This window comes from Allobosea lupini (genome assembly GCF_900109525.1).
GTDB classification, from domain to species: Bacteria; Pseudomonadota; Alphaproteobacteria; order Rhizobiales; family Beijerinckiaceae; genus Allobosea; species Allobosea lupini.
Window position 1 is genome coordinate 857264 of sequence record NZ_FOAN01000001.1, and the last position, 24616, is coordinate 881879.

Below are 24616 nucleotides of genomic sequence, written 5' to 3' on the forward strand. Positions count from 1 at the left end.
AGGGAGACCCGGGACCCATTCCGGAACCTCTCTCGGATAGGCTCAGGAATGGATCCCGGATCGGCGCGGCTGCGCCGCTTGTCCGGGATGACCGCGATAGGGTGAGCCGTCTACGGAGAAGGCCGATGCCACCTCTCGATCGCCGCACCGTCCTGCTCGCCGGGCTCGCCAGCGCGCTCGGCACCGGCGGCGCCCGCGCTGCCTTCCCTCAACGGCCGATCCAGCTCGTCGTGCCCTTCGCGCCGGCTGGGGGTACCGATATCGCGGCGCGCCGGCTCGGCGAGACCCTGGCGAGACAGCTCGGCCAGTCGGTGATCATCGACAACCGGCCGGGCGCCAACGGCATCGTCGCCGGGCAGGCCGTGGTCAAGGCACCGGCAGACGGCCATACGCTCCTCGTCGCGACCGCGGCCAGCTTCGCCGCCGCCCCGGCGCTCGGCCAAAAACTGCCCTATGACGTCGCCTACGATTTCGCGCCGGTCGGCATGCTCGGTCTGTTTCCGCTGGTGCTGAACGTCTCGCCGACCCTGCCGGTCAATTCGCTCGCCGAGTTCGTCGCTTATGCGAAGCAGCGGCCGGGCCAGCTCAACTTCGCCTCGGCGGGAGTCGGCGGCACCAACCACCTCGTCTTCGAAATGATCATGCAGGCGGCCGGCCTCAAGCTGGCTCATGTGCCCTATCGCGGCGCCGGACTCGCCGCGGCCGACCTGATGTCGGGCCAGGTCCAGGTGATGATCGACAGCCTCGCCGCCAGCCTGGGGAACATACAGGCCGGCAAGCTGAAGGCACTCGCCGTCACCACCGATGCACGTCAGCCGCAACTGCCAGAGTTGCCGACGCTCAGGGAACAGGGCGTCGACCTGATCTATCCCGGCTGGGCTTCGATCGTCGCGCCGGCCGGCATCGAGCCGGGTACGCTGCACATCCTCAACACCGCAATCAACGCGGCGATGGCCGATGCCGAGCTCGTCGCGCGCTATCGCGAGCTGGTGATAGAGCCGGTTGCCTGGAGCCCGCAGGAGACCGGCGCCTTCATGGCACGCGACCGCGCCATCCTGACCGAGCTGGTCGCGAAGACCGGGATCAGGCTGACCGAATAGGCGGAGAAAAAGCATGCGTCGGGAAAGCACGACCTGCTGCATCGCCGGAGGCGGCCCGGCCGGGATGATGCTCGGCTTCCTGCTGGCGCGCGCCGGGGTCGAGGTGACCGTGCTGGAGAAGCACGCCGATTTCCTGCGCGACTTCCGCGGCGACACCATCCATCCCTCGACCATGCAGGTGATGCACGAGCTCGGCCTGCTCGAGGACTTCCTCAAGCTGCCACATGTCCGGGAGGACGATCTCGTCGCCCGCTTCGGAGCTGAGGACATCACCGTCGCCGATTTCAGCCATTTGCCGGTCAAGGCGCCGTTCATCGCCTTCATGCCGCAATGGGACTTTCTCGATTTCCTCGCCGATCACGGCCGGGAGTATCCAGAGTTCCGTTTGCTGATGCAGACGAAAGCCGCCGGGCTCATCGAGGAGAACGGGCGCGTTGCGGGGGTGAAGGCGGAAGGACCCGATGGCCCGCTGGAGATCCAGGCCGACCTCGTCGTGGCGGCGGATGGGCGGCGTTCCGATGTCCGCGCCGCAGCAGGCTTCACCGTCACGGAACTGGGCGCGCCGATGGATGTGCTCTGGTTTCGCTTCAGCCGCCGGCCGGATGAACCCGCACAGGCCTTCGGCCAGGTCGCGGCCGGGCGCTTCTTCATCCGGCTCAACCGCGGCGACTATTGGCAATGCGCCTTCGTCATCCCGAAGGGCTCGCTGGAGCAGTTGCAGGCCGCCGGGCTCGATGCCTTCAAGGCAGGGCTCCTCGCGCTCGCGCCGGAGCTGGCCGATCGGACCGGTGAACTGGCCTCTTGGGACGACATCAAGCTGCTCTCGGTCGCGGTCGACCGGCTGGAGCGCTGGTGGCGGCCGGGGCTGATCTGCATTGGAGACGCCGCCCACGCGATGTCGCCGATCGGCGGCGTCGGCATCAACCTGGCGATCCAGGACGCCGTCGCGACCGCCAACCTGCTAGCGCGGCCGCTGCGCGAGAAAACGCTGGCGGATGCCGATCTCGCCGCCGTGCAGAAACGGCGCGAATGGCCGGCCAAGGTCACGCAGGCCGCCCAGATTGCGATTCAGAACCGGGTGATCACGCCGCTGCTGGCGGCGGAGAAGCCGATTGCACCGCCCTGGCCGCTCAGGCTGCTGCAACGTTTTTCGCTGCTGCGACGCCTGCCCGCGCGCATGGTCGGCATGGGTGTCCGCCCGGAGCATGTCGGGCCCGAGCTGAGGCCACGGCGCTGAATTGACGCCTCGCAAGGCGTTCGTTAAATCGAACGAGTCGTCCGAAATCAGAGTTTACGAGGGAGCACGCCATGACCGATCGCGCACCGGGTTTCCATACGCTCGCCGTCCATGCTGGCGCTGCTCCCGACGCAGCCACCGGCGCGCGCGCCACGCCGATCTACCAGACGACGAGCTTCGTGTTCGACGATGTCGACCACGCCGCCTCGCTGTTCGGCCTGCAGGCCTTCGGCAACATCTACACCCGCATCGGCAACCCGACCAACGCGGTGCTGGAAGAGCGCGTCGCTGCGCTGGAGGGCGGCACGGCGGCGCTCGCGGTGGCTTCGGGCCATGCCGCCGAGTTCCTCTGCTTCCACGCGCTGCTGCAGCCGGGCGACGAATTCGTCGCCGCGAAGAAGCTCTATGGCGGCTCGATCAACCAGTTCAACCATTCCTACAAGAACTTCGGCTGGAACGTGATCTGGGCCGATTCCGATGATCTCGACGCCTTCGCCGCCGCTGTGACGCCGAAGACCAAGGCGATCTTCATCGAATCCATCGCCAATCCCGGCGGCGTCATCGTCGACATCGAGGGCATCTCGAAGATCGCGAAGAAGCACAACATCCCGCTGATCGTCGACAACACGATGGCGAGCCCCTATCTGATCCGCCCGTTCGAGCATGGCGCCGACATCGTCGTGCATTCGGCGACGAAGTTCCTGGGCGGCCATGGCAATTCGATCGGCGGCCTGATCGTCGATGGCGGCTCGTTCAACTGGACCGGCGACGAGCGCTACCCGATGCTGTCCAAGCCGCGGCCGGAATATAACGGCATGGTGCTGGGCGAGACCTTCGGCAATTTCGCCTTCGCGATCGCAACCCGCGTGCTCGGCCTGCGCGACATGGGCCCGGCGCTCTCGCCCTTCAATGCCTTCATGATCCTGACCGGCATCGAGACCCTGCCGCTGCGCATGCAGCGCCATTGCGAGAACACGCTCAAGGTGGCGACGCATCTTGCCAAGCACCCGGCGGTCGAGTGGGTGAACTATGCCGGCCTGCCGGACAACAAGTACCACGCCCTCGCCCAGCGCTACTGCCCCAAGGGCGCCGGCGCGGTCTTCACCTTCGGCCTGAAGGGCGGCTATGACGCCGGCGTCCAGCTGGTCTCGAAGCTCTCGCTGTTCTCGCACCTCGCCAATATCGGTGATACGCGCTCGCTGGTGATCCATCCGGCCTCGACCACCCACCGCCAGCTCTCGGACGCGCAGAAGACGGCGTCGGGCGCCGGCCCGGAAGTGGTGCGCCTGTCGATCGGCATCGAGGATGTCGAGGACCTGATCGCCGATCTCGATCAAGCGCTGGCGTAACGGGCGAATGCGTCAGGCCTCCAGCGCCAGACGCAGTTCGACCTCAGCCTCGACATAGTCCCATTCACGCGTGGCCCGCAGCCGCGAGGTCATCGCCCAGAAGTCGGCCTCGTGCTCCGGCGCGAACTCGAACCATGTCAGGAAGTCGAAGCGCTCGTCGAGATCGCGCGAATGGTGCAGGCGGCGGGCCACCGCCGGCAGCGTCGTGAGGCCGATCCGGGTGTGATGCGAGGTTTCCTCGAAGATGGCGCGCCGCTCATCCTGCGCGAGGGCCCACCAGGCCGGCGATTTGCGGATCGGGATCAGTACCGCCTGACTGGCCAACGGCCGCGCCAGAGCCGGTTGGAGTTGCGCGAGCGTCGTCACCTCGGAGCGCGTCGCATAGCGGGCGTTGCTGATCGCGCCCCGCAAACGCCAACTCGCAGCCCCCGCAGGCTCGCCCTCGGTCATGAGCAGCCGCCCGACCTCCGGCAACGGCTCGCCGCAGATCGCGCGGATATCACGCACACGCCATGGCCCGACGTCGCCGCCCGAGAACACCACGATCCTGCTCATCGATAGGCCTCGCCCGAAACCGTCTGCGGACGGCCCGGGACGTCAAGCAAGCGGCGTGCCTGTCGAGAGGCGCGTCACGTGCACCACGCCCATCGCCAGCACGGTGAAGCCCAGCGCCTGATGGGCGAGACCGGCCCAGAGCGGCACCACCAGAAGCAGCGTCACGATGCCGAGCGCGGACTGCGCCAGCACGAGCCCGGCGATGGCGGTCGCGCGCTTGGCCGCGCCGGAGCCCGCCGCGGCGCGGCGCAAACTCAGCATCTGCCAGAGCGCGAAGGCGAACAGGATGTAGGCGCCGATGCGGTGGTTGAACTGCACCAGCGCGACATTGTCGACAAAGTTCTCCCAGACCGGCGTGCCGGCGAAGAGCGTCGAAGCGGCGGGCACCAGCGCCCCGTCCATCAGCGGCCAGGTGTTGAAGGTGAAGCCGGCCTTGGAGCCGGCGACGAGTCCACCGAGTGCGATCTGAACGAAAAGCAAAAAGAGCAGGAGCCAGGCGCCCGCCCTGCCCCAGGCCGGCTCGATGCGACGCAGCGGCGTCAGCCAGGTGGCGAAGGCGATCACGCTGGCGAAGAAGAAGCCGGCGAAGGTCAAATGCAGCGTGAGCTTGACCGGCGCGACCGCGACCATGCCGGGCTGCAAGCCCGAGGCGACCATGATCCAGCCGATCGTGCCCTGCAGGCCAAGTAGCAGGCCCATAGCGAACAGGATCGCGGTCTCACGCCACGGCATCTGGCGCCGCAGCAGGATTACGAGGAAACCGGCGAGGTAGACCAACCCGATGAGACGGCCGAGCTGGCGATGGCCCCATTCCCACCAGTAGATGAATTTGAAGTCGGCGAGCTCCATGCCGGAGTTGAGGAGCTGGAATTGCGGGCTGAGGCGATACTTCTCGAATTCGAGCGCCCATGCGGCATCGGAGAGCGGCGGGATCGCGCCGGTTACGGGGCGCCATTCGGTGATCGAGAGGCCAGAGCCGGTCAACCGCGTCGCGCCGCCGACAACCACCATGACGAAGACGAGGAAGGCGACGGCCCAGAGCCAGCGGCGGATGCCGGCATGGCCGGTGGCGGCCGGAGCGGCAGGCTGATCGAGCGCGATCGTCACGGCGGCGGGACCTCGGGTCGCAGGGGGAAGGCTTGAATACGCTTCACAAGCGCGGCGGCGGGTGACAGATAGTCCGCCGTTGAGACCTGAACAACGCCCGCAATGCCGCAGCCCGGACTGACAATCGCCATGAGGCAGACCCATCGCAAGCTCGTCGGCACGGTCGTAATGATCGTCTTCGTCTGCGTCTACGCGCTCGTCGCCATGGCGCTGGCGCAGGGGCGGATCACCGAGGCCTCGAAGCCGGTGCAGACCATCGCCTATATCGTGCTGGGGCTGATCTGGGTGCTGCCGCTGCTGCCGCTGATCAAATGGATGGAGCGGAAGGACGAGATCTGAGGCTCCCGGCGTCAGTCGACGCTCATCCTCTGCCCCTTGTTCCACAGCAGGAAAGGCAGCCCCGACAGTAGCGCCTTCAGCGCCGCCTCGCTCTGGTGCAGGCCGTTGAGCGAGACGCGCGGCAGCGCGTGCAGGTGGGCGGCATGCCCGGGGAAGAGATGGCCCGGCCGGGTCGCCACGGCGCTCGCGAAGCCCGCTTCCCTGGCCAGAGCGAACTCGCGCGGGCCGGCGGAGGTGGGATCGCCGACCGGGTAGGCGAAGTGGCGCACGGGCGCACCGAGCGCTTCCTCCAGCCAGGCCTTGCTCTCGGCGACCTCGCGGCGTGCTTCCGCTTCGGGATGCTTGGCCAGCATCGGATGGCTGAGCGTATGCGCGCCGATGGTGACGCCAGGCGCGCCGGCGAGCGATCGCAGCGTCTCGGTGGGCAAGCATTCGCGTTCTACCAATGCGATGGCGTCGATGCCACCTTGCCGCGCGAGATCGGAAATCACTGAGAGCAGAATCGCTTCCGGGCCTTTGCGCAGACGCCAGTAGAGTTGGTCGAACGCCTTCTGCTTCTCGGCGTCAGTTCCAGACGGAGCGTCGAAGCGGCCGTCTGGAAGCTCGACCGAGACGCGCGGCAGGGCCCGGATCGCCTCCTCCAGCTCCAGCCACCAGAGCCGGGCCGTGCGCTCGGCAAAGCCGCGCACGGCATAGAGCGTCCAGGGCACACCGTGCTTCGCCAGTACCGGCCAGGCATGGTCGAGATTGTCGCGATAGCCGTCGTCGAAGGTGAGCGCGACGAAGAAGCGGCCGGGCTGCGGATCGACCAACCGGACCAGCGCCTCGTCGAGCGAGACGATCTCGTAGCCCTCGGCCCGGATCAAGGTCAGCGCCCGATCGAGGAAATCGGGCGTGATCTCCAGCAGCCCGTTCGGACGGAAACCGCCGGCGGTTGCCGGGCGGACATGATGCAGCGTCAGGATCGCGCCTTTGCCCTGCGCGAGCCCCCTGCCCCAGCGGTCGGCACCGGTCGCCGCTATGGCCGTGAAGGCGGCTGAAAAAGCCTTGTGGCGCAGGCTCATGCCCCGCATCTCCGAGAGATCGATTCAACCCTTCGCTAACGCTGTTCGGCGAAGCTGTCTTGCAACGTCCGCGACAGTGGCAGGTCCGTTCACAATGCGGGGTTAAGGAAGGCGGCATGTCCGTCGTCGCCGACCGCGCGCCCAGCCCGTCCGCCCCTCCTGCCCTGCGGCGGGAGAATGAGGCGCGCCCTTGGGCCAGGATCGTTGTGAGCGGCGACCTTGCCGCTCTCGAAGCCGATTGGCGCGCGCTCGAAGCTGATGCGCTGGTGACGCCCTATCAAGCCTATGACTGGGTTCGCCCCTTCGTCACGACGATCGGCCGGGCCGAGGAGATGGACTTCCGCTTCGTCCGGATCGAGGACAGCCAGGGCGCGTTGCTCGCTCTGTTCCCGCTGGTGGTCGCCAGGCGCCTCGGCACGCGCTTCGCCGAGTTCATCGGCGGCAAGCACGCCAACTATCACATGGCGCTCTATCGGCCTGATTTCGCCGAAGCGCTCGATGCGACGGCAGCCCAGCAGCTGCTCCGGGAGATCGGCGCGGCGATCGGCGGGATCGACGCGCTGTTCCTGATCAACCAGCCGACCGCCTGGCAGGGCATCGCCAATCCGCCGGCAAGGCTCGCCGCCGGGCAAAGCCCGAGCCGCGCCTACAAGCTGGCGCTCGAACCGGGCGATTGCGACGGCACGCTCCGGCGCTCGATGAGCAAGCATGCCCGTAAGAAGATGACGACGAAGCGCAATCGTTTCGCCGAGTTCGGGCCATCGGAACTGGTCCAGGCCCGCAGCGACGCCGAGATCGAGCGGGTGCTCGACGCCTTTCTGGCGCAGAAGGCGGCCCGCTTCGCGCAGCTGGGCCTGGCCGACCCGTTCGCCACCCCGGCGATCCGCGCGTTCCTGCGTGACGGAGCGCTGGCGCAGGCAGGCCGCTCACCGGCAATCGAGCTCTATTCGCTCGATCTCTCGGGCCGTTCGGTCGCGACCTATGTCGGCGCCGTCCAAGGCAAACGCTTCTCCGGCATGGCGACCTCCTTCGATCTCGGCTCGGAGGCGGCGCGGACCAGTCCCGGCGAGATTCTCCTGATCGAACTGATCAAGCGCAAATGCCGGGCCGGCGTCACCATGTTCGACCTCGGCGTCGGCGAGGCCCGCTACAAGACGACGATCTGCGACGATAGCGACGAACTCGTCGACACCTTCGTCCCGCTGACGGCCAAAGGGCGGGCCTATGCAGGCTACAGCCAGGCGAAGCGCGCGCTGAAGAGGCGGATCAAGGCTTCGCCGTTTGCCCTGAAGACGGCGCAACGCGTCCTCGGGCTGCTGAGGCGCCGCAAGCCGGCAGAGGCGGATGAGTAGGCCGCCTCTTCAATCTCTCACACCGTCTCTCAACGTCTCAAATCCACCGCGCCGAAGTAACGGCGGCTCAGCATCGCCGGCACCATCCTGATCGACAAGATCGCCGGGGCGCTGGCGGAGCGGGACAATCGCTGGCGACCGTGGCGGCGGCAAGATGCGGTGATGCAGGCCTGCCGGGCCAGCAACAGAGCGCCATGTCTGGACATCGGCATATCGCCTGCAAGCGGACACGGCCGCAGAGCGCGATAATCGGCCGGGGTAGCCGGCCAAGACCATCCGTTTTCACACCGGGTTCAACAGCCGCTCCAGGGATCGGACGACGCTCTCGCCCATAGCCGTTCGGGTCTCGATGGTCGCGCTGCCGAGATGCGGGGCGAGCACGACATTGTCCAGCCGCCGCAGGGCCAGCGGCACGTCAGGCTCGTCGGCGAAGACGTCGAGCCCGGCGCTGCCGAGCCGTCCCGATGCCAGCGCTTCGACGAGGGCCGGCTCGTCGACGATCTCGCCGCGCGCGATGTTGACCAGCGTCGCGCCCGGGCCAAGCGCTGCGATGACGTTGCGGTCGACCAGGCCGCGATTGGCCGGCCCGTCACCGAGCGACCGAGCGGAAACGCGTCCTTGGCCCAGGCGCCGCTGCGGACATGGGCATCGGCAGCGACGAGGCGCCGCCGGGCCATCACCATCAACGCAATGGCAAGGTCTCCGACTTCGTCGGCGAGTGCGGTCGAGCTGTTGGTGAGAGGGATACCGCGCTCGGCAAGAGCCTCCGTATCGATCTTGTCCAGCCCGGCGCTGTAGCAGGCGACAAGCTCGAGCGCCGGCAGCCTGGCGAGCAACGCACGATCCAGCCGCGCCTTGCCCGTCGTGGCGATGCCGCGGATGCGGGCACCATGAGAAGAGACGAGTGCCTCGATCTCCGGGGCGTCACCTGGTCCGAGCACGTCGAAGCGCTCCGCCAGCGCCGCGATCGTCGCCGCGGGTACCCCGGACGAAAGAACGAGGATGGTGACGGGCCGCATCAGGCCTTGGCGAGCCAGGCTTCGGCGAGCTGCCAGGCGCCACCGGAATCGAGCACGATGTTCCGGAGTTCCTTGCGCGCGACATGACGCGCCTCGCGGAAGAACAGCCAGGAATAGTAGTCGTTCCTGTTCAGCGCGGTCTGGAGCTCCTTGTAGATCGCCTTGCGTTTGGCCTGCTCGGTCTCCTCGCGGCCCTGGTCGACCAGGCGGAAGACCTCCTCGTCCTTGATCCCGGACCAATTCTGCGCCGCCGTGCGTCCGAAGAACGGGCCGAAAACATGGTCGGGGTCGGCGCGCGGGACATTGACGCGGCCCATCGCCAGTTCGTGCTGCAGGCCGAGCACCTTCGGCACCCAGGCCTGCCGCTCCAGGATCTCGATCTCCATGTTGATCTTGAACGGCTTGAGCTGGGCCTGGACGATCTGCGCGACCTGCGTGTCGGGATCGCGCTGAATGATCGAGAGCTTGCAGGTAAAGCCGTTGGGCTGGCCGCCCTCCTTGAGCAGGGCCTGGACCTTGGCCGGATCGAGCTTCGGCTGCGGCACGCTCGCGTCATAGGACCAGTCGCTCGGCGGCACCCAGGTCGGCGTCACCGCGCCGAAGCCGCGGGTGATGCCCTTCATCAGCACGTTGCGGTCGATGCCGTGGTTGACGGCGGCGCGCAGGTGGGGATTGGCGAAGATGCCCTTCGAGACGTTGAAGGTCAGCCATTGCGCGATGCCCGGAGGCACCGCGACCAGCGTCAGCGCCGGATTTTTCTCGACCTCCTCAAAATCGCGCGGCGTGACGCCGTCGACGAGATGCACCCCGCCCGACTTGACCTCGACCATCTTGACCGCCGTGGTCGGGATGATCCGCAGCGTCACGGCATCGGCATAGGGCAGCCTCTTGCCGTCGGCGCCATCGCGCCAATAGCGCTCGTTGCGGGTAAAGCGGATCTGGCTGCCGCCGACCCATTCCGCGAACTTGTAGGGTCCGGTTCCCACCGGCTGGCGCCCGAAATCCTGCCCGAGCTTCTTCAGCGCCGCCGGCGAACACATCATCCCGGCTTCCACCGCGAGCGAGGCCAGCGCCGCGCCGGAGGGCTGCTTCAGGTTGATCCTGACGACCATCGGCCCGGCCACCTCGGCACCGGCGATATCCGCCAGGTCCGGGGTGCGCGGCGCGGTCGAGTTCGGCGCCACGACGCGAGCGATGTTGAACACCACCGCCTCGGCGTCGAAGGGCTCGCCGTCGTGGAAGACGACGCCCTCGCGCAGCTTGAAGACGACGGATTTCTTGTCTTCCGACCATTGCCAGCTCGTTGCCAGCGAGGGCTGGAGATTGCCCTGTACGTCGAACTTCAGCAGCCCTTCGAACATCTGGATCAGGGCGTAGCGATCCGAGGTCGGCGCATCGCCCATGATCGGGTCGAGGCTCTTCGGCTGCAGGTCCATCGATGCGACGATGGTGCCGCCGCGCACCGGCGCCCCTTGCGCGAAGGCAAGGCCGGGCAGCCCGGCGATGAGACCTGCACCGGACGCGCCCAGCAAAAGATCGCGACGTGAAATCAGGGCCATTGGCGTGATCTCCTCCAAGGCGCTCTTCGTCGGCGCCGACGGAGAAGGCACCTATCAGATATGTTATGAGATAGGCAATTGCTTTTTTGCGCGACCAACGCAGCGCCTGCTTTGACAGCAAGCGAGGATGCCTCTATCGCAGCCTACATTAGATACGCGATGTCTACCCCAGCAATCTCGGCAGCGTCGCATCCTTGTTGACGTCGCCCTCGAGCAAGCTTATCTGATATGTTATGAGTGAGATCACCGCCCTTCAACATGACAAGCAGCGCCTGACCGAAGCGGTGACGCAGTTCGTCATCGACCGGGTCGCCGAGCGCGTCTATCGCGCAGGCGATCAGCTGCCGTCGGAATCCGAGCTCGCCAAACGGCTCAATGTCTCGAAGCCGGTGGTGCGCGAGGCGCTCGGGCGCCTCTCGGCGCTGGGCATCGTCCAGATCCAGCAGGGCAAGGCGACCACGGTGAGGGGGCTTTCGGTTGCCCCGCTCGACCAGTTCCTGCGCCTCGCCGTTCGCGTCACCGACAATGGCCTGCGCGAGGCGGTCGAACTCAGGCGCGCCATCGAGGTCGAAGTCGCGGCGCTGGCTGCCGAGCGGGCGACACCGCTCCAGGTCGAGCCGGTCGAGGTCGCGCTCGAGAAGATGCGCGCCAATATCGACGGCGATTTCGAGCGCTGGCTGCAGGGCGACCTTGCCTTCCATGTCGCCCTGGCGCGCTGCTCCGGCAACGCGCTGCTCGAGCATCTGGTGAGCGCGCTCGTCGACACCATCAAGTTCACCCAACGCGCGCTCGGCATGCAGCGCGACCTGCGCGACCCGGCCGCAACGGTCGCCCGTCATCAAGCCATCGTCGATGCGATCAAGGCCCGCGACCCCGCGGCGGCGCGCATCGCCATGACCACCCATTTCGCGGTGTCCGACGCCGTCATCGCCGAGATCGCCCGCGACCACCGTCGGCTCGATCGCTACTGAGGGATCGCGTCCGTGCTGCCCTATCTGGCCAAGAAGCTCGCGCAGATGCTGCCGGTGGCGTTCTTCGTCACCATCATCGTCTTCGCGCTCACCAACCTGCTGCCGGGCGACCCGACCGTCACCATCCTCGGCGAGCAGGCGAGCCCCGAGCAGCGCGCCGCCGTGCGCATCGAGTATGGTCTCGATCAGCCGGCCCCGGTCCGCTACGTCACCTGGCTCGCCCGCGTCGCGCAGGGCGATTTTGGCCGCTCCTTGCGCACCCGCGAGGATGTCGGCGCGATGCTGGCTGCGCGCATCCCGGTGACGCTCGAGCTCGGCTTCCTCTCGATCCTGATCGCGGTCGCCATCGGCATGCCCGCCGGCATCCTCGCCGCGCGCTTCCGCGGCAGCCTGATCGATGTGGCGGCGAGCCTGATCGCCATGTCCTCCGTCGCGGTGCCCTATTTCTGGATGGGCGTGCTGCTGATCATGCTGTTCTCGCTCAAGCTCGGCTGGCTGCCGCCCTCCGGCCATATCCGCTTACTCGACGATCCCGGCGGCAACCTCACGCTGATGGTGATGCCGGCGCTGACGATCGGCACCGCCTTCGCCGCGCTCGTCATGCGCCAGACCCGCGCCTCGATGCTGCAGGTGCTGTCGATGGACTACATCCGCACCGCAAGGGCCAAGGGCTTGAGCGAACGCCTCGTCCTGGTCCGGCATGCGCTGCGCAATGCGCTGATCCCGATCGTCACCGTCATCGGCCTGCAGATCGGCGCCCTGCTCGGCGGCGCGGTCGTGACCGAGACGGTCTTCGCCCTGCCCGGCCTCGGCCGCATGCTGGTCGATGGCATCTTCCAACGCGACTTCCCGGTCATCCAGGGCGCGATCCTGTTCATCGTCATCGCGGTCTTCGCGGTGAACCTCCTGACCGACCTGCTCTACCGGGCCTTCGACCCGCGCGTGAAGGCGTGAGGCGATGGCGGCCGTGACCGGATCGATGCCCCCCGCCGCCACAGCGACGCAGCGCGCTCCGCGCTCGCCCGGCGCCATCATCCTGCGCCGCATCCTCGGCTCCTGGCAGGGTCGCTTCGGCACGATCGTGCTCGCCATCATCGTCGCGCTCGGGCTGCTCGCGCCCTGGCTCTCGCCCTATTCGCCGGTCGACATCGACCCGGAGGCCTTCTCGATGCCGCCGAGCGCGGCGCACTGGTTCGGCACCGACGAGATCGGCCGCGACGTCCTTTCGCGCGTGCTGCATGGCGCCACCGTCTCTCTCCAGGTCGTGATCTTCGCAATCGGGCTCGCGCTGATCGCAGGCTCGCTGCTCGGGCTGGTCTCCGGCTGGCTCGGCGGGCGCTGGGACGCGCTGATCATGCGGATCATGGACGCCTTTCTCGCCTTCCCGCTGCTGGTGCTGGCGCTCTCGATCGTCGCCGTGCTCGGCCCCGACCTCGTCAATGCGATGCTCGCCATCGCCATCACCAAGATGCCCGGCTTCGCCCGATTGGTGCGGGCCGAAGTGCTGTCCCTGCGCGAGGCCGATTATGTCGTGGCGGCGCAGGCAGCCGGCGCGCGGCCTTTGCGCATCCTGTTCAAGCACATCTGGCCGAACGTCTCCGGCAACGTCATCGTCTACGGCTCGCTCTCCGCCTCGCAGGCGCTGATCACCGAAAGCGCCCTCTCCTTCCTCGGCCTCGGCGTGCAGCCGCCGACGCCGAGCTGGGGCTACATGGTCGCGACCGGCATCCAGTTCTACCAGTCCTGGTGGATGAGCTTCTTTCCCGGGCTCGCCATCTTCCTGACCGTGCTCGCGCTGAATTTCCTCGGTGACGCGGTGCGCGACGCCTTCGACGCAAGGCTCGGCGACAGCCATGGCTGAGCCCGCACGCCTCCAGGTCGACCTGACGGGGCGCCGGGTGCTCGTCACGGGTGCGACGCAGGGCATTGGGCTCGCCATCGCGACCTCGCTCGCGCACTCCGGCGCCATCATCTGCCTCAACGGCCCCGCGGCAGGCAATGAGCTCGACGGCGCCTGCCTCGCGGCGTCGGCGGCGCTCGGCATCGCCGCCGACCTGAGCCGGCCTGCGCAGGTCGAGCGCCTGATCGCCGAAACGACCGAGCGGCTCGGCGGGATCGACATCCTCGTGCTCAACGCCGCCCTGCAGGAACGGGCCCCCTGGCATGGTTTCGAGCGTGCCGCTCTCGACCGGCAATGGGAGCTCAACCTCGCTGCCAACTACCGGCTGATGCAGGCCTTCGTCCCTGCCATGGCGGAGCGCGGCTTCGGCCGGCTGATCGCGATCGGCTCGATCCAGCAGGTCAAGGAGCACCCGCAGATGCTCGCCTACGCCGCGAGCAAGGCGGCGCTGGAGAGCATGGTCCGCAGCATCGCCCGCCAGGTCGCCGCCAACGGCGTCACCTGCAACGTGCTGGCGCCGGGCGCGATCGCGACCGCGCGCAATCGCGAGGCGCTGGCCGACCCCGTCTATCGCGAGGCGGTGCTCGCCCGCATCCCGGCGAACCGCCTGGGCACACCGGAGGATTGTGCCGAAGTCGCGCTGTTCCTGGCCTCCGACGCCGCCCGCTACATCACCGGCACGACGCTCTTCGTCGATGGCGGCATGCATCTTTGAGGGAGTGAACAGGCCGATGAAGATCGTCGACATGAGGGTGCGCTGCGTGGCGATCCCGCTCAACGCGCAGCTTCGCCACAACACCGGGGTCCATCCCGGCTATTTCCTGCGCACCATCCTCGAACTGGTCACCGACGAGGGTCTCGTCGGCCTGGGCGAGGTCGGCGGCGGCGACCAGCGCGGTGCGCTGATGAAGCTGAAGCCGCGCATCATCGGCATGGACCCGTTCCATCTCGAGCTGATCAAGCTGAAGACACTCAGGGCGATCTATTACCTCTCCAACGCCCGGCTCTATGCCGCGATCGAGATGGCCTGCCTCGACATCCAGGGCAAGGCGCTCGGCCGTCCGCTCTGCGACCTCCTCGGCGGGCCGGTTCGCGACCGCATCCCGATGATCGCCTATCTGTTCTGGCGCTATGACCGGCCGGGCGGCGGCCATGACGAGCATCCGCAGGACATGGCCGATCTCTGCCAGGAATTGCACGAGACGCTCGGCGTCAAGGCGATGAAGCTGAAAGCCGGCGTGCTCTCGCCCGAGATCGAGGCCGCGGCGGTCGAAGCCTGCCGTGAGCGCATGGGACCGGATTTCGGCCTGCGCATCGACCCTAACGGCGTCTGGTCGGTGCCGACGGCAATCCGCATCGGCCAGCGGCTGGAGGCCGTCGGCATGGAATATTTCGAGGACCCCGCCTGGGGGCTCGAAGGGAATGCCGCGGTGCGCAAGGCGGTGCGCATCCCGATCGCCACCAACATGTACCCCGCCAAGTTTGACGATCTCGGCCCGGCGATCCGTTTGGGAGCGGTCGATATCGTGCTGACCGACATCCACTACTGGGAAGGCCCGCGCGGCGTGAAGGACCTCGCCGCGATCTGCCGCACCTTCGCGCTCGGCGTCGCCATGCATTCGGGCGCCGAATTCGGCATCGAGCTCGCCGCCATGCTGCATACCGCCGCGACCATCCCCGAGATGAGCTTCTCCGGCGACGCGCACTACCACTACCTGACCGACGACATCATCGAGGGCGGGCTGATGAAATACGAAGGGGGCGCCATCCGCGTGCCGACGGGGCCGGGTCTCGGGGTCGCGCTCGACGAGGACAAGATGCGCCACTACGGCGCGCTCTACGAGGAGAAGGGCGACTACTACGCCCGCTTCCACCAGGACCCGTACCGCCCCGACTGGCATCCGGTCGTCGGCGGACTTTGAGAGGTCGCCTCGCGATCTCGTCGATCCGCAGAAGCGCTCATCACGCCCCGATCACGCCGGCAACCATCAGGAACGACGCATGTTCGACATCCCCACGATCAACCGTCCCGCCAAGACGCTTCTCGACGGACTCGCCGGCATCGGCACGGCCACCGCGTCGAGCGAACTCTACAAGATGGGCATCCGGAACCCGTTCATCGCGGGAGCCGTGCCGCACTCGCGCGGCAAGGCCATCGCCGGCCCCGCCCTCACGCTGCAATTCATGCCGAAACGCGAAGATCTCTACGGCGACGACGAATACGCCGATCGCGAGAAGCAGCTTCACAGGCACGCGCTGTATCATGTCGAGGCCGGCGACGTCGTCGTCGTCGATGCCCGCGGCGACATGCAGAGCGGGATCTTCGGCGAGATGATGCTGACCTATTTCGCCGGCAAGGGCGGCGCTGGCATGGTCATCGACGGGGTGATCCGCGATGCGGCGAAGGCGTTCGCGCTCGACATCGGCTACTGGATGCGCGGCACTTCGCCGAACTTCCACACCCAGACGACGCTGATGCCGCATGCGGTCAACGTGCCGATCGCCTGTGGCGGGACTTATGTCAGGCCGGGCGACATCATCGTCGCCGACGATGACGGGGCGATCTGCGTCCCCATCGCCTATGCGGAGAGGCTGCTCGAGGCCGGCAGCCATCATGCCGAATGGGAGGATTTCTCCCGTATCATGCTGTCGAAGGGCGGGGATCTTCGGCGCTATTATCCGCTCGCTCAGGATGCCGAAGCCGAATACCTGGCGTGGAAGGCGGAGCAGCAGCACGACTGAGGTTGCGCGCTGCCTTTCGACATGCAGGGGCTCTGGGCTAGGCGGAGCTTGGGGCTTTGCTGCCCGGAAGCGGAGACCGGAGCTCCGCTGATTGGAATTGGCTCCAAGCTCCAGACTGCCGCGGTGCTCGCAATGGCCGGCGCCGCCGCCTAGCCCTCTGTGGTAGCCGCCCGGGCGAGCAGGAGCAAAGCCAGAGCAGCGACACCGGAGAGTGCGACCAGCACGGCCGCACTCGCCGAAAGCCCGGCACGTTCCATCATGACGGCGAATGCAAGCGGCGCCGCGGCGCGGATAGCGAGGCCTGGCGCGGACAATTTGCCGAGCATGGCGCCATAGCCGGCGGGGCCGAAAAGCTGGAGCGGTACGGTGCCGCGTACGATCGAGCTCAAGCCCATGCTGACGCCGTACGCGATGGCGAACAGGCCGGCGAACGCAGCGGTGCCACCACCAAAAACCAGCAGAACGAACCCGAGCGGCATGAGGGCGCCGGAGACCCAAGCCGTGGTCACCGGAGGCACATTGGTACCGAAGAGCATCTCGATGAGCCGCCCGGTCACCTGAGATGGGCCGACCATGGCTCCGAATGTGACCGCGAGCGCCGCGCTGAAGCCGAAGCCCTGCAGCAGCGCCAGCATGTGAACCGACATGGCCGAGACGACGAAGCCCTGCAGCGAGAAGGCGACAGCCAACAGGACGAAGGCGCGTCGGCGAGAGGCCCCGGCGAGATAGCCGCCGGCAGCCGTCGCATCGGTCGGTCGAGAGGGCTTTGCGGCGTGCATCGACAGGCCGCGAGGCAGCAGCAAGGCGTGCAAAGGCAGGGCCAGGAGCAGGTAGCCCATGGCATAGATCTGATAGATCGCGCGCCAGTCCGCCTCTGCCAGCAACGCGGTCGTGAGCGGCCAGAACAACGTCGAGGCGAAGCCGCCGATCAGCGTCAGCTTGCTGATCGCGCGCCGGGCATTCGCGCCATGAGCCTGCGTGAGAGCCGTAAAGGCGGCGTCATAGAGAACCAGCGTCGAGACGACCTCAAGGGCGATCATCGCCGCGTAATAGCTGATCAGCCCTTCCGCCTTGGACAGGGCAAAGAGCGACAGGCTCGCCAGCACGCAGCCGATGCTCATCATCCGGCGCGTGCCGTATATGTCGATCAGGCGCCCGGCCAAAGGGGCGGCAAAGCCACCAGCGAGCAGTCCGAGCGCAAAGCCGCCATAGGTCCATTCGGGCGCCCAACCAAAGCTCTTCGTGATCTCAGGCGCAAGGACCGCGAATGCGTAATAAAGCGCGCCGTAGCCGGCGACCTGGGTTACGCCGAGAGCCAGGATGAGCCCGATCCCCGCGATGGGGTCCGGGCTCGCTTGCGAATGGACAGGAGTCGTCATTGCGCTTGAGCGGTCTCGCCGATCTTCGATGAGCTGCCGCAGCCGCAACCGGTCTTGCCCTGCGCCTTGGCCGAGGCGTCGTCGGCACAGCAGGCGTCTATGCTGCTCGGAGCCGGACCGCCACAACACCCGCCTGCGCTTTCGGGCGCGGTCGTGCACACGCCGGTTTCGGGCAGGACGAGTTGGACAGCGTCAGCCGCGGCCACGTCGCCGGCGATTGCGGCGACGACCGAACGGACCTGTTCATAGCCGGTCAGCATCAGGAAGGTCGGCGCGCGGCCATAGCTTTTGATGCCGACCGTATAGAAGCCGGGTTCGGGATGGGCCAATTCGCGGTGACCATGCGGGGGCACCGAGCCGCAGGAATGCAGGTTGGGATCGATCATCGGCCCGAGTGCCCTGGCGCTCTCCAGCCAAGGATCCAGCTCGATGCGCAGCTCGCGGGTCAAGGAGAAGTCAGGACGCTGGCCCGTGCAGACGACGATCCGATCGACGGCTGAGACCGTGCGAAGACCGTCAGGCGTCTCGCCGTCGAGTGCGAGCTGACCATTCACCTCCCGCACGGCAGTGGCCGCAAAACTGGTCACGAGCTCGATGCTGCCCGCTTCGACGAGCTGCCGCAGCCTCCGGCCGAGGTCGCCGCGGGCGGCGAGCTGGTCGTTGGCGCCGCCGCCATAGACGCGGGACAGGTTGTTGCTGCGCGTCAGCCAGATCGCCCTGGCAGCGGGTCCGGTGGTGGCGAGCTCAGCCAGGTCGAGCAGCACGTTGGCCGCAGAATGGCCGGCGCCGACAACGACAGTGGTACGCCCGGCATAGGTTGCGCGGTCTCGGCCGAGCACATCGGGAATGCTGTAGGCGATCCGATCGGCAAGGCCCTCCTCGCCTTCCGCCGCCACGCCACCCGCGCCGAGCGGGTTCGGCGACGTCCACGTTCCCGAGGCGTCGATCACCGCCCGCGCGAGCTCACGGCGGACGCGGCCGTCGCTGTCGACGACAGTGAGCTGGAACGGGCGCAACTCGCGGTCACGGCTGACGACCTTGTCGACGCCTCGCCGCCCGATCGCCTTTATCCGTGCGCCATACTCGATAACCGGCGCCAGCTCGGGCGTTTGCGATAGCGGAGCAAGATAGGCGCTGACGAGGTCGCTGCCGGTCGGATAGGCCGCCTCATCCGGCGCCTGCCATCCCGCCTTCTCCAGCAACGCGCGACCTGCCGGATCGACATTGTACGCCCATGGCGAGAACAGCCGAACATGGCCCCAATCGCTGACGCTCGCACCGGCTGCCGCGCCGGCCTCGTAGACCTTTACGGGAAGACCGCGCGCAACGAGGTTGGCAGCGGCGGCGAGGCCCACCGGACCAGCGCCAATGACGGCGATCGGTAGCTCCAACATGATTGCATCTCCTGTTATTCTAGAAGGATGGAATTATTGGGCAAATGAAAAGGCGGCTTATGCGGCCTGATTGGAGGTAGAGCAGGCTTCGTCAACACAGCACTCGTCCGCGAGGAAGCCCACGAGAGCGGCCATCGCGGGATATTCGGCCCGGCAGATCAAGGTCGTGGCCTGCCGCTCCTGCGAGACCAGACCGTTCTGCACGAGACGCTGCATGTGGTGCGAGAGGGTCGAGGCGGGAATGCCCAGACGCTCCTGCACCTGATTGACCGGGAGACCGCTGTGGCCAGCGCGGACCAGTACCCGGTAGAGCTTGAGGCGGGTCGGATTGCCGAGCGCCTCAAGCTGATTTGCCACTTCTTCGACTTTCATGGAAATAGATTGCGCCGCTCGACGCAAGCTGTCAATCGATATTTCCAAAATTCTCGAATTACTCGGCAGCCTGGACCTTCCTGACGCTATCGCCGCGCTCATACCAGCCCTTCGAGCCGTTCACGATCCACACCACGGTCAGCATCACGGGAACCTCGATCAGCACGCCAACGACCGTGGCAAGCGCTGCTCCAGAGTTGAAGCCGAACAGGCTGATCGCGGCCGCCACGGCGAGCTCGAAGAAGTTGGAGGCGCCAATGAGGGCGGATGGTCCAGCGACGCAGTGCTGCTCGCCGGCAATCCGGTTCAGCAGATAGGCGAGGCCGGCATTGAAATAGACCTGGATGAGGATCGGCACGGCCAGGAGCGCGATCACCATCGGCTGCGCCAGGATCTGCTCGCCCTGGAAGCCGAACAGCAGCACGAGCGTCGCAAGGAGCGCAACGAGCGAGGCGGGACCAAGCCTGCCGAGCAGGCGGTCCAGCGCTGCCTGCCCGCCATTCGCCAGAACGCGGCTGCGAACGAGCTGAGCGACGATCACAGGAATGACGATGTAGAGGACGACCGAGAGAACCAGCGTTCCCCATGGCACCGTGATCGCCGACAGGCCGAGCAACAGGCCGACGATCGGAGCGAAGGCGACGACCATGATCGCGTCGTTGAGCGCGACCTGGCTCAGCGTGAAATGCGGCTCGCCCTTCGTCAGGTTCGACCAGACGAAGACCATTGCGGTGCAGGGCGCCGCGGCGAGGATGATGAGCCCGGCGATGTAGCTGCTGATCTGCTCGGCGGGCAGCCACGGACGGAACAGCCAGGCGATGAAGAACCAGCCCAAAGCCGCCATCGAGAAGGGCTTGACCGCCCAGTTGATGAAGAGCGTGACGCCGATGCCGCGCCAGTGCCGGCCGACCTGTCCGAGAGCCGCGAAGTCGATCTTCAGCAGCATGGGAATGACCATCAGCCAGATCAGCACCGCGACCGGCAGGTTAACCTTGGCGATCTCCGCCGCGCCGATGGCCTGAAAGACACCGGGCATGACGTGGCCGAGCCCGATGCCGACGACGATGCACATGGCGACCCACAGGGTCAGGTAGCGTTCGAAGGTGGACATTGGCGCCTCAGGCGGGAGTGATGGGTTGACCGGCGGCGTCGACGACAAGTTCGCCGTCTTCCTTGCGGAATGCGCCGAGCTGCGGCGGCAACAGGGGCAGCACGGCCTCGGAGGGGCGACAGAGCCTCACACCTTTTGGCGAGACGACGAGCGGCCGGTTGATGAGAATTGGGTTGGCCTCGACGGCAGCGAGCAAGGCATCGTCGGAAAGATCGGGGGCATCCAGGCCGAGCTCGGCAAAGGGCGTGCCCTTCTCCCGCAGGATGTCTCGCACCGTCAGCTCCGCACGGGCCAGGAGCTGGAGCAGCAGCGCCCTTGACGGAGGTGTTCTCAGGTACTCGATCACATGCGGCTCGACACCTGCATTGCGGATCAGGCCGAGCGTGTTCCGCGACGTCCCACACGCCGGATTGTGATAGATGATGACGTCCATCACGCCATCTCCGGGCGACGGCCAGTCGTGCCTTCGAGCGCACCGATTTGCCTGATCCGCTGCGCCAGCGCCATCTCGTCAAGGCTGGCGACCGGCAGCGACAGCAGCACATTGATGCGGTTGCGCAGATAGCGCAGCGCCGTCACGAAGGCGCGCTCACGCTCGATCTCGCTGCCCTCAACGTGCGAGGGATCTTCGATTCCCCAATGCGCGGTGATCGGCCGGCCCGGCCAAAGCGGGCAAGCTTCGCCGGCCGCCTGGTCGCAGACGGTGACGACCATGTCCATCACGGGAGCGCCGGGGGCGGCGAACACGTCCCATGTTTTCGAAGACAGTCCAGTGGTCGGAATGCCCTCCGCCTCCAGGACTTTGATAGCCATGGGCTTCGGACCAGGGCCGCCTTCGCTGCCGGCGGAAAAAGCGCGGAAGCGCCCCTCTCCGAGATGGTTCAGCAGCGCCTCGGCCATGATCGAGCGCGCTGAATTATGGGTGCATAGAAACAGCACGTTGTGGACGCGATCAGGCATCGGTCGTGACCTTGGCAGGTTGGCAGCAGGGGGTGAGCTCGGCGAGCAGAGGAGCGCAGATTTCCGGGCGACCGCCGCAGCAATCCTTGAGGAGGAAGGCGACGACCGAACGTAGGGCGTCGAGATCCGCCCGGTAGACGATCGAGCGGCTGAAGCGCTCGGAACGAACGAGCCCGGCGCGACTGAGGATCGCAAGATGCGAGGACATCGTATTGTGCGGGACATCCAGGCGCCGCGCGACTTCACCGGCGGGCAGACCCTCCGGCTCCGCCGTTACCAGCAGGCGAAACACGTCGAGGCGGGTACCCTGCGCCATCGCGGCGAGAGCGAGGATGACTTGCTCGTTTTCCATATGTCGAGACTTATCGATATATCGGGATCGACGCAAGGCTCAGTTGCGGTATCGGACCAGCAGCCCAATATCCGAGCCCCTCGTCAGAGTGGCGCCGGTCCAGAGTTTCCAGCACAACGGTTTCGGTCGCGCTGGTATGGAGCGCTTCTCAGGTCGCCGAGCCCTAATGCGACAATAGCTCACGCAACAAGCTCGACCGCCATGTCGCCAGTCACGCGAACGATGCCGATCTCCGTCGCAAGGCAATGACCGCGCTCATCCCAAAGCTGGCGCGGGTGGCGCATGCCGTCGTCACGACGGGAACGGAAGACCGGCCGTTCCTCGAGCGGTCGGCAGCCAGGTGACAGGCCCCTCTCTGCGAATGCACCGAGGGCGCGACAGGCAACCCTTCAGACAATGTTTTTGCCGACGGCGTTGTCCGCCTTCAGGCCGGCGCCGGCTCCTTGTCGGGCATGGCCACCTCGATCGTCTCCGGCGCATCGACCATGACGAGTGCGATCGCGGCTCCGGTCAGGTCGGTGAGGCGATAGGCAGCCTCGACCGCATGGCCGTTGCCGACATGGCCGGCCATGACCAGCGCGCCCTGAGCACGGCCGAGCAGCGGCGCCAGCGCCTCCGCCTCATCGGTCGAGGTGGCGGCGACCAGCACCCAGTCATAGGTCTCGCAGAGCGCATCGAGCGCGACGTCGACGATGTCGGATGCCGCCAGCACGGCCGCCCGCCCGGCCCGGCCCGGCGCGATCTCGTGCAGACGCGAATCCGGCTCGCGCGTGATGATGTCGGAGAACATCGCCTCGCCGGCGAGCAGCTCGGAGAAGCCAGCCCGATCGCGGGAATCGCTGGCGAGGTCGACCAGGATGCAGCGGCTGCGCTCGGAGAGAAGCAGCGCCAGCGCCCGCGGCAAAGCCTCGCCGGGCTCTGCCCCGTCCAGCACCACGACGAGCGGCGCATGGCCTTCGCTCGGCTTGTTGATGCAGGCCGCGAGATCGGCGGCCGCCGACTCAGGGTCGGCGACATCGAGATGAAGCTGGCCGACACGCCCGCCATGGGTCAGAAGGCCGGCAATACGCTCGCGGCGCGCCGGCGCCGCCTTCGCGGCGCCCTGCTCATCCTCTTCCGACGCCTCCATCTGCGGCTCGGCACGTGCCCGCATCTTGCGGCGCGGCGCGTCCTCGGCGGGCGCCGGGGTTCCGCCATTCAGAAGCTCGCGCGAGACGACCGCCGCCAGCGTGACCAGGAAGGTCGCAAGCGTCGCGACGACCATGGTCGGCAGCTTCTTCGGGAAGGAAGGAGCGGTCGGCTCGACGGCGCGGGAGATGACGCGGGCATCGGCCGGGGTCGCGTTCTGCGCGTCGCGGGCGAGCGCCTCGCGATAGCGCAGCATGTACTGTTCGAGCTGCTCGCGCTGGGTACGGGCCTCGCGCTCGAGCGCGCGCAGCTGGACCTCGTCGTCATTGGCGCCGGAGGCGGTCTTCTTCTGGCCGTCGAGGGCGGCGGTGACGCTCTCGACGCGCTGGCCGGCGATCTTGGCCTCGTTCTCAAGCGTGCGCACGGCGCGCTCGGCGGCAGCGCGGATCTGGCCTTCGAGATCGGCGAGCTGAGCGTTCAACTCCTTGATGCGCGGGTGCTCCGACAGGAGGTTGCGCGATTCGAGCGCGATCTGGGCGCGCAGGTTGACGCGCTGCTCGACCAGCCGGCGGACGAGCTCATTGTTGGCGACATCCGGAATCTCGAAAGTGCGGCCGGCCTTGATGGCGTCGCGGATGATCGAGGCCTTGGCTTGCGACTCGGCCTGCTGGTTGCGCGCAGCGGAGAGCTGCGTCGACAGATCGGCGAGCTGCTGGGCGGTGATCGTGGTGTTGTTGGCGCCGACGAGCAGGCCGTGGCGGGAGCGGAATTCCTCGACCTTGGCCTCGGATTCAGCCAGTTTCCTGCGCAGCGGCTCGATCGTGGTCGAAAGCCAGGACGAGGCGCTGCGCGCGGTGTCCTGCTTGGCCGCCTCCTCCATGTCGAGATAAGCGGCGGCGATCTCATTGGCGCCCTTGGCGGCGAGCGCCGGGTCCTGCGAGGTGAACTCGACCGCGACGATGCGCGAGCGCCCGACCGGGAAGACCAGGAGCCGGTCGTAGTACTTCTCCAGCACCCGCTCCTCCGGCGAGCGATCGGCCGGATGGGCGCCGATGCCGAGCAGCACGCCGACCTTCTTCAGCGCGCCGAGCGCGCCGGCTCCGGAGTCGAATTCGGGATTGCCGACAAGGCCGATGCGCTTGATCGCCTCGCGCGCCAGATCCCGCGACATGATGACCTGGACCTGGCTCTGCACGCCCTCGGCATCGAATTGCTGGCCGGAATTGTCGGAGGACTGGCCCGGCCGCGTGTAGTAGCTGTCGCGGCTCTGCAGCAGAAGCTGGGCCTGGCCGGTATAGCGCGGCGGGATGACGTTGACCGCGGCGAAGGACAAGCCCAACGCCGCCAATGTCGGCCCGATGATCCAAAGCTTCTTCGCCTTGATCGCGGCCCAGAGAGCCGGCAAGTCGAGCAGGTCGGAGCGGCTCTCGCCGGCGGCCGCAACGGTATCGTAGCGAGCGGTCATGAGGCTTCCATTCACGCAGAACTCTTGTGCCCCTGGGGGAGCACGTCACCTCATCTGAGCGCATTAAGGTTATTGGCGGGTTAAAGCGGCGCGGCGCCGGAATACATCCCGCGCCCCGGCGCTCAGCCTTTGTTAACCATGTCGGCCTAATCCTAGAGACA

General features: G+C 67.1%; 24 protein-coding genes and 1 pseudogene. 11 read left to right on the plus strand and 14 right to left on the minus strand.

All coding sequences use genetic code 11. From position 1 onward, the window contains the following. Nucleotides 1–125: 125 nt before the first annotated feature. The 3 genes from BMZ21_RS04175 to BMZ21_RS04185 all read left to right on the plus strand — a co-directional run bounded on the left by BMZ21_RS04175 (nt 126) and on the right by BMZ21_RS04185 (nt 3686). Complete coding sequence (locus BMZ21_RS04175; RefSeq protein WP_091829996.1) at nt 126–1100, plus strand: Bug family tripartite tricarboxylate transporter substrate binding protein; 975 nt, start codon at nt 126–128, stop codon at nt 1098–1100. 13 nt (nt 1101–1113) lie between these two features. Further along, nucleotides 1114–2337, plus strand: a complete 1224-nt coding sequence (locus BMZ21_RS04180; RefSeq protein ID WP_091829998.1) for an FAD-dependent oxidoreductase — start codon at nt 1114–1116, stop codon at nt 2335–2337. A 71-nt stretch (nt 2338–2408) separates the two neighbouring features. After that, complete coding sequence (locus BMZ21_RS04185) at nt 2409–3686, plus strand: O-acetylhomoserine aminocarboxypropyltransferase (RefSeq protein ID WP_091830000.1); 1278 nt, start codon at nt 2409–2411, stop codon at nt 3684–3686. Nucleotides 3687–3698: 12 nt separating this feature from the next. On the opposite strand, the gene BMZ21_RS04190 is transcribed toward BMZ21_RS04185, so the two are convergent. Next, the gene (locus BMZ21_RS04190) at nt 3699–4241 is read right to left on the minus strand and encodes a chlorite dismutase family protein (protein ID WP_091830002.1); all 543 of its coding nucleotides are present in this window, start codon (nt 4239–4241) and stop codon (nt 3699–3701) included. 42 nt (nt 4242–4283) lie between these two features. After that, complete coding sequence (locus BMZ21_RS04195; protein ID WP_244543686.1) at nt 4284–5348, minus strand: COX15/CtaA family protein; 1065 nt, start codon at nt 5346–5348, stop codon at nt 4284–4286. 129 nt (nt 5349–5477) lie between these two features. Here BMZ21_RS04195 and BMZ21_RS04200 point away from each other — a divergent pair, with 129 nt between their 5' ends. Then, complete coding sequence (locus BMZ21_RS04200; protein ID WP_091830006.1) at nt 5478–5687, plus strand: DUF2842 domain-containing protein; 210 nt, start codon at nt 5478–5480, stop codon at nt 5685–5687. Between the two features lie 11 nt (nt 5688–5698). Here the strand turns inward: BMZ21_RS04200 and BMZ21_RS04205 are convergent, their stop codons facing one another. Further along, nucleotides 5699–6760 (minus strand): polysaccharide deacetylase family protein, encoded by a 1062-nt coding sequence (locus BMZ21_RS04205; protein ID WP_091830008.1) that lies wholly within the window; start codon nt 6758–6760, stop codon nt 5699–5701. A gap of 107 nt (nt 6761–6867) precedes the next feature. Here BMZ21_RS04205 and BMZ21_RS04210 point away from each other — a divergent pair, with 107 nt between their 5' ends. Beyond that, nucleotides 6868–8103, plus strand: coding sequence for a GNAT family N-acetyltransferase (locus BMZ21_RS04210; protein WP_091830010.1), 1236 nt, complete (start codon nt 6868–6870; stop codon nt 8101–8103). A gap of 282 nt (nt 8104–8385) precedes the next feature. On the opposite strand, the gene BMZ21_RS30740 is transcribed toward BMZ21_RS04210, so the two are convergent. The 3 genes and pseudogenes from BMZ21_RS30740 to BMZ21_RS04220 all read right to left on the minus strand — a co-directional run bounded on the left by BMZ21_RS30740 (nt 8386) and on the right by BMZ21_RS04220 (nt 10681). Beyond that, entirely contained in the window at nt 8386–8730 is a 345-nt protein-coding gene (locus BMZ21_RS30740) for an NAD(P)-dependent oxidoreductase (protein ID WP_342029023.1), read from the minus strand. Then, nucleotides 8694–9122: pseudogene (locus BMZ21_RS30745) on the minus strand (Rossmann-fold NAD(P)-binding domain-containing protein); the annotation flags it as partial. The pseudogene BMZ21_RS30745 and the gene BMZ21_RS30740, both read right to left, overlap by 37 nt. Further along, nucleotides 9122–10681: an ABC transporter substrate-binding protein gene (locus BMZ21_RS04220; RefSeq protein ID WP_091830013.1), complete on the minus strand. Its 1560-nt coding sequence runs from the start codon at nt 10679–10681 to the stop codon at nt 9122–9124. The gene BMZ21_RS04220 and the pseudogene BMZ21_RS30745, both read right to left, overlap by 1 nt. Nucleotides 10682–10914: 233 nt before the next feature. On the opposite strand from BMZ21_RS04220, the gene BMZ21_RS04225 reads away from it, so the two are divergent. The 6 genes from BMZ21_RS04225 to BMZ21_RS04250 all read left to right on the plus strand — a co-directional run bounded on the left by BMZ21_RS04225 (nt 10915) and on the right by BMZ21_RS04250 (nt 16294). Further along, a complete protein-coding gene (locus BMZ21_RS04225) occupies nt 10915–11652 on the plus strand; it encodes a FadR/GntR family transcriptional regulator (protein ID WP_091830015.1) in 738 nt (245 codons plus the stop codon). A 12-nt stretch (nt 11653–11664) separates the two neighbouring features. Continuing rightward, complete coding sequence (locus BMZ21_RS04230; RefSeq protein WP_208862211.1) at nt 11665–12606, plus strand: ABC transporter permease; 942 nt, start codon at nt 11665–11667, stop codon at nt 12604–12606. 4 nt (nt 12607–12610) lie between these two features. Beyond that, entirely contained in the window at nt 12611–13513 is a 903-nt protein-coding gene (locus tag BMZ21_RS04235) for an ABC transporter permease (protein ID WP_208862212.1), read from the plus strand. Continuing rightward, nucleotides 13506–14267: an SDR family NAD(P)-dependent oxidoreductase gene (locus tag BMZ21_RS04240; RefSeq protein WP_091830017.1), complete on the plus strand. Its 762-nt coding sequence runs from the start codon at nt 13506–13508 to the stop codon at nt 14265–14267. Before BMZ21_RS04235 ends, BMZ21_RS04240 begins: the two co-directional genes overlap by 8 nt. Nucleotides 14268–14283: 16 nt before the next feature. Continuing rightward, entirely contained in the window at nt 14284–15474 is a 1191-nt protein-coding gene (locus tag BMZ21_RS04245) for an enolase C-terminal domain-like protein (RefSeq protein WP_091830019.1), read from the plus strand. Between the two features lie 79 nt (nt 15475–15553). Continuing rightward, nucleotides 15554–16294: a ribonuclease activity regulator RraA gene (locus BMZ21_RS04250; protein WP_091830021.1), complete on the plus strand. Its 741-nt coding sequence runs from the start codon at nt 15554–15556 to the stop codon at nt 16292–16294. A gap of 149 nt (nt 16295–16443) precedes the next feature. On the opposite strand, the gene BMZ21_RS04255 is transcribed toward BMZ21_RS04250, so the two are convergent. The 8 genes from BMZ21_RS04255 to BMZ21_RS04290 form a co-directional block, all read right to left on the minus strand. Then, nucleotides 16444–17673, minus strand: a complete 1230-nt coding sequence (locus BMZ21_RS04255) for an MFS transporter (RefSeq protein ID WP_091830023.1) — start codon at nt 17671–17673, stop codon at nt 16444–16446. Further along, nucleotides 17670–19067, minus strand: coding sequence for an FAD-dependent oxidoreductase (locus BMZ21_RS04260; RefSeq protein WP_091830025.1), 1398 nt, complete (start codon nt 19065–19067; stop codon nt 17670–17672). Before BMZ21_RS04260 ends, BMZ21_RS04255 begins: the two co-directional genes overlap by 4 nt. Before the next feature lie 57 nt (nt 19068–19124). Next, nucleotides 19125–19439 carry an ArsR/SmtB family transcription factor gene (locus BMZ21_RS04265; protein WP_091830027.1) on the minus strand — a complete coding sequence of 105 codons (315 nt, stop codon included), beginning with the start codon at nt 19437–19439 and terminating at the stop codon, nt 19125–19127. A 58-nt stretch (nt 19440–19497) separates the two neighbouring features. Further along, nucleotides 19498–20550 (minus strand): ACR3 family arsenite efflux transporter, encoded by a 1053-nt coding sequence (arsB, locus tag BMZ21_RS04270; RefSeq protein ID WP_091830029.1) that lies wholly within the window; start codon nt 20548–20550, stop codon nt 19498–19500. Between the two features lie 7 nt (nt 20551–20557). Beyond that, nucleotides 20558–20983, minus strand: coding sequence for an arsenate reductase (glutaredoxin) (gene arsC, locus BMZ21_RS04275; RefSeq protein ID WP_091830031.1), 426 nt, complete (start codon nt 20981–20983; stop codon nt 20558–20560). Further along, on the minus strand, nt 20983–21510 hold the full coding sequence (locus BMZ21_RS04280) for an arsenate reductase ArsC (RefSeq protein WP_091830032.1): 528 nt from the start codon (nt 21508–21510) through the stop codon (nt 20983–20985). Before BMZ21_RS04280 ends, arsC begins: the two co-directional genes overlap by 1 nt. Further along, the gene (locus tag BMZ21_RS04285) at nt 21503–21862 is read right to left on the minus strand and encodes an ArsR/SmtB family transcription factor (protein WP_091830034.1); all 360 of its coding nucleotides are present in this window, start codon (nt 21860–21862) and stop codon (nt 21503–21505) included. The genes BMZ21_RS04280 and BMZ21_RS04285 overlap by 8 nt, the downstream gene beginning before the upstream one ends. Nucleotides 21863–22286: 424 nt before the next feature. Continuing rightward, on the minus strand, nt 22287–24455 hold the full coding sequence (locus BMZ21_RS04290; protein WP_091830036.1) for a GumC family protein: 2169 nt from the start codon (nt 24453–24455) through the stop codon (nt 22287–22289). Nucleotides 24456–24616: the final 161 nt, after the last annotated feature.

Bases quoted from the DNA above. Each gene is read 5' to 3' on its own strand.
- BMZ21_RS04175 (WP_091829996.1), top strand. From the start codon at position 126: ATGCCACCTCTCGATCGCCGCACCGTCCTGCTCGCCGGGCTCGCCAGC.
- BMZ21_RS04180 (WP_091829998.1), top strand. From the start codon at position 1,114: ATGCGTCGGGAAAGCACGACCTGCTGCATCGCCGGAGGCGGCCCGGCC.
- BMZ21_RS04185 (WP_091830000.1), top strand. From the start codon at position 2,409: ATGACCGATCGCGCACCGGGTTTCCATACGCTCGCCGTCCATGCTGGC.
- BMZ21_RS04190 (WP_091830002.1), bottom strand. From the start codon at position 4,241: ATGAGCAGGATCGTGGTGTTCTCGGGCGGCGACGTCGGGCCATGGCGT.
- BMZ21_RS04200 (WP_091830006.1), top strand. From the start codon at position 5,478: ATGAGGCAGACCCATCGCAAGCTCGTCGGCACGGTCGTAATGATCGTC.
- BMZ21_RS04205 (WP_091830008.1), bottom strand. From the start codon at position 6,760: ATGCGGGGCATGAGCCTGCGCCACAAGGCTTTTTCAGCCGCCTTCACG.
- BMZ21_RS04210 (WP_091830010.1), top strand. From the start codon at position 6,868: ATGTCCGTCGTCGCCGACCGCGCGCCCAGCCCGTCCGCCCCTCCTGCC.
- BMZ21_RS04220 (WP_091830013.1), bottom strand. From the start codon at position 10,681: ATGGCCCTGATTTCACGTCGCGATCTTTTGCTGGGCGCGTCCGGTGCA.
- BMZ21_RS04225 (WP_091830015.1), top strand. From the start codon at position 10,915: ATGAGTGAGATCACCGCCCTTCAACATGACAAGCAGCGCCTGACCGAA.
- BMZ21_RS04235 (WP_208862212.1), top strand. From the start codon at position 12,611: ATGGCGGCCGTGACCGGATCGATGCCCCCCGCCGCCACAGCGACGCAG.
- BMZ21_RS04240 (WP_091830017.1), top strand. From the start codon at position 13,506: ATGGCTGAGCCCGCACGCCTCCAGGTCGACCTGACGGGGCGCCGGGTG.
- BMZ21_RS04245 (WP_091830019.1), top strand. From the start codon at position 14,284: ATGAAGATCGTCGACATGAGGGTGCGCTGCGTGGCGATCCCGCTCAAC.
- BMZ21_RS04250 (WP_091830021.1), top strand. From the start codon at position 15,554: ATGTTCGACATCCCCACGATCAACCGTCCCGCCAAGACGCTTCTCGAC.
- BMZ21_RS04255 (WP_091830023.1), bottom strand. From the start codon at position 17,673: ATGACGACTCCTGTCCATTCGCAAGCGAGCCCGGACCCCATCGCGGGG.
- BMZ21_RS04260 (WP_091830025.1), bottom strand. From the start codon at position 19,067: ATGTTGGAGCTACCGATCGCCGTCATTGGCGCTGGTCCGGTGGGCCTC.
- BMZ21_RS04265 (WP_091830027.1), bottom strand. From the start codon at position 19,439: ATGAAAGTCGAAGAAGTGGCAAATCAGCTTGAGGCGCTCGGCAATCCG.
- arsB (WP_091830029.1), bottom strand. From the start codon at position 20,550: ATGTCCACCTTCGAACGCTACCTGACCCTGTGGGTCGCCATGTGCATC.
- arsC (WP_091830031.1), bottom strand. From the start codon at position 20,983: ATGGACGTCATCATCTATCACAATCCGGCGTGTGGGACGTCGCGGAAC.
- BMZ21_RS04280 (WP_091830032.1), bottom strand. From the start codon at position 21,510: ATGCCTGATCGCGTCCACAACGTGCTGTTTCTATGCACCCATAATTCA.
- BMZ21_RS04285 (WP_091830034.1), bottom strand. From the start codon at position 21,862: ATGGAAAACGAGCAAGTCATCCTCGCTCTCGCCGCGATGGCGCAGGGT.
- BMZ21_RS04290 (WP_091830036.1), bottom strand. From the start codon at position 24,455: ATGACCGCTCGCTACGATACCGTTGCGGCCGCCGGCGAGAGCCGCTCC.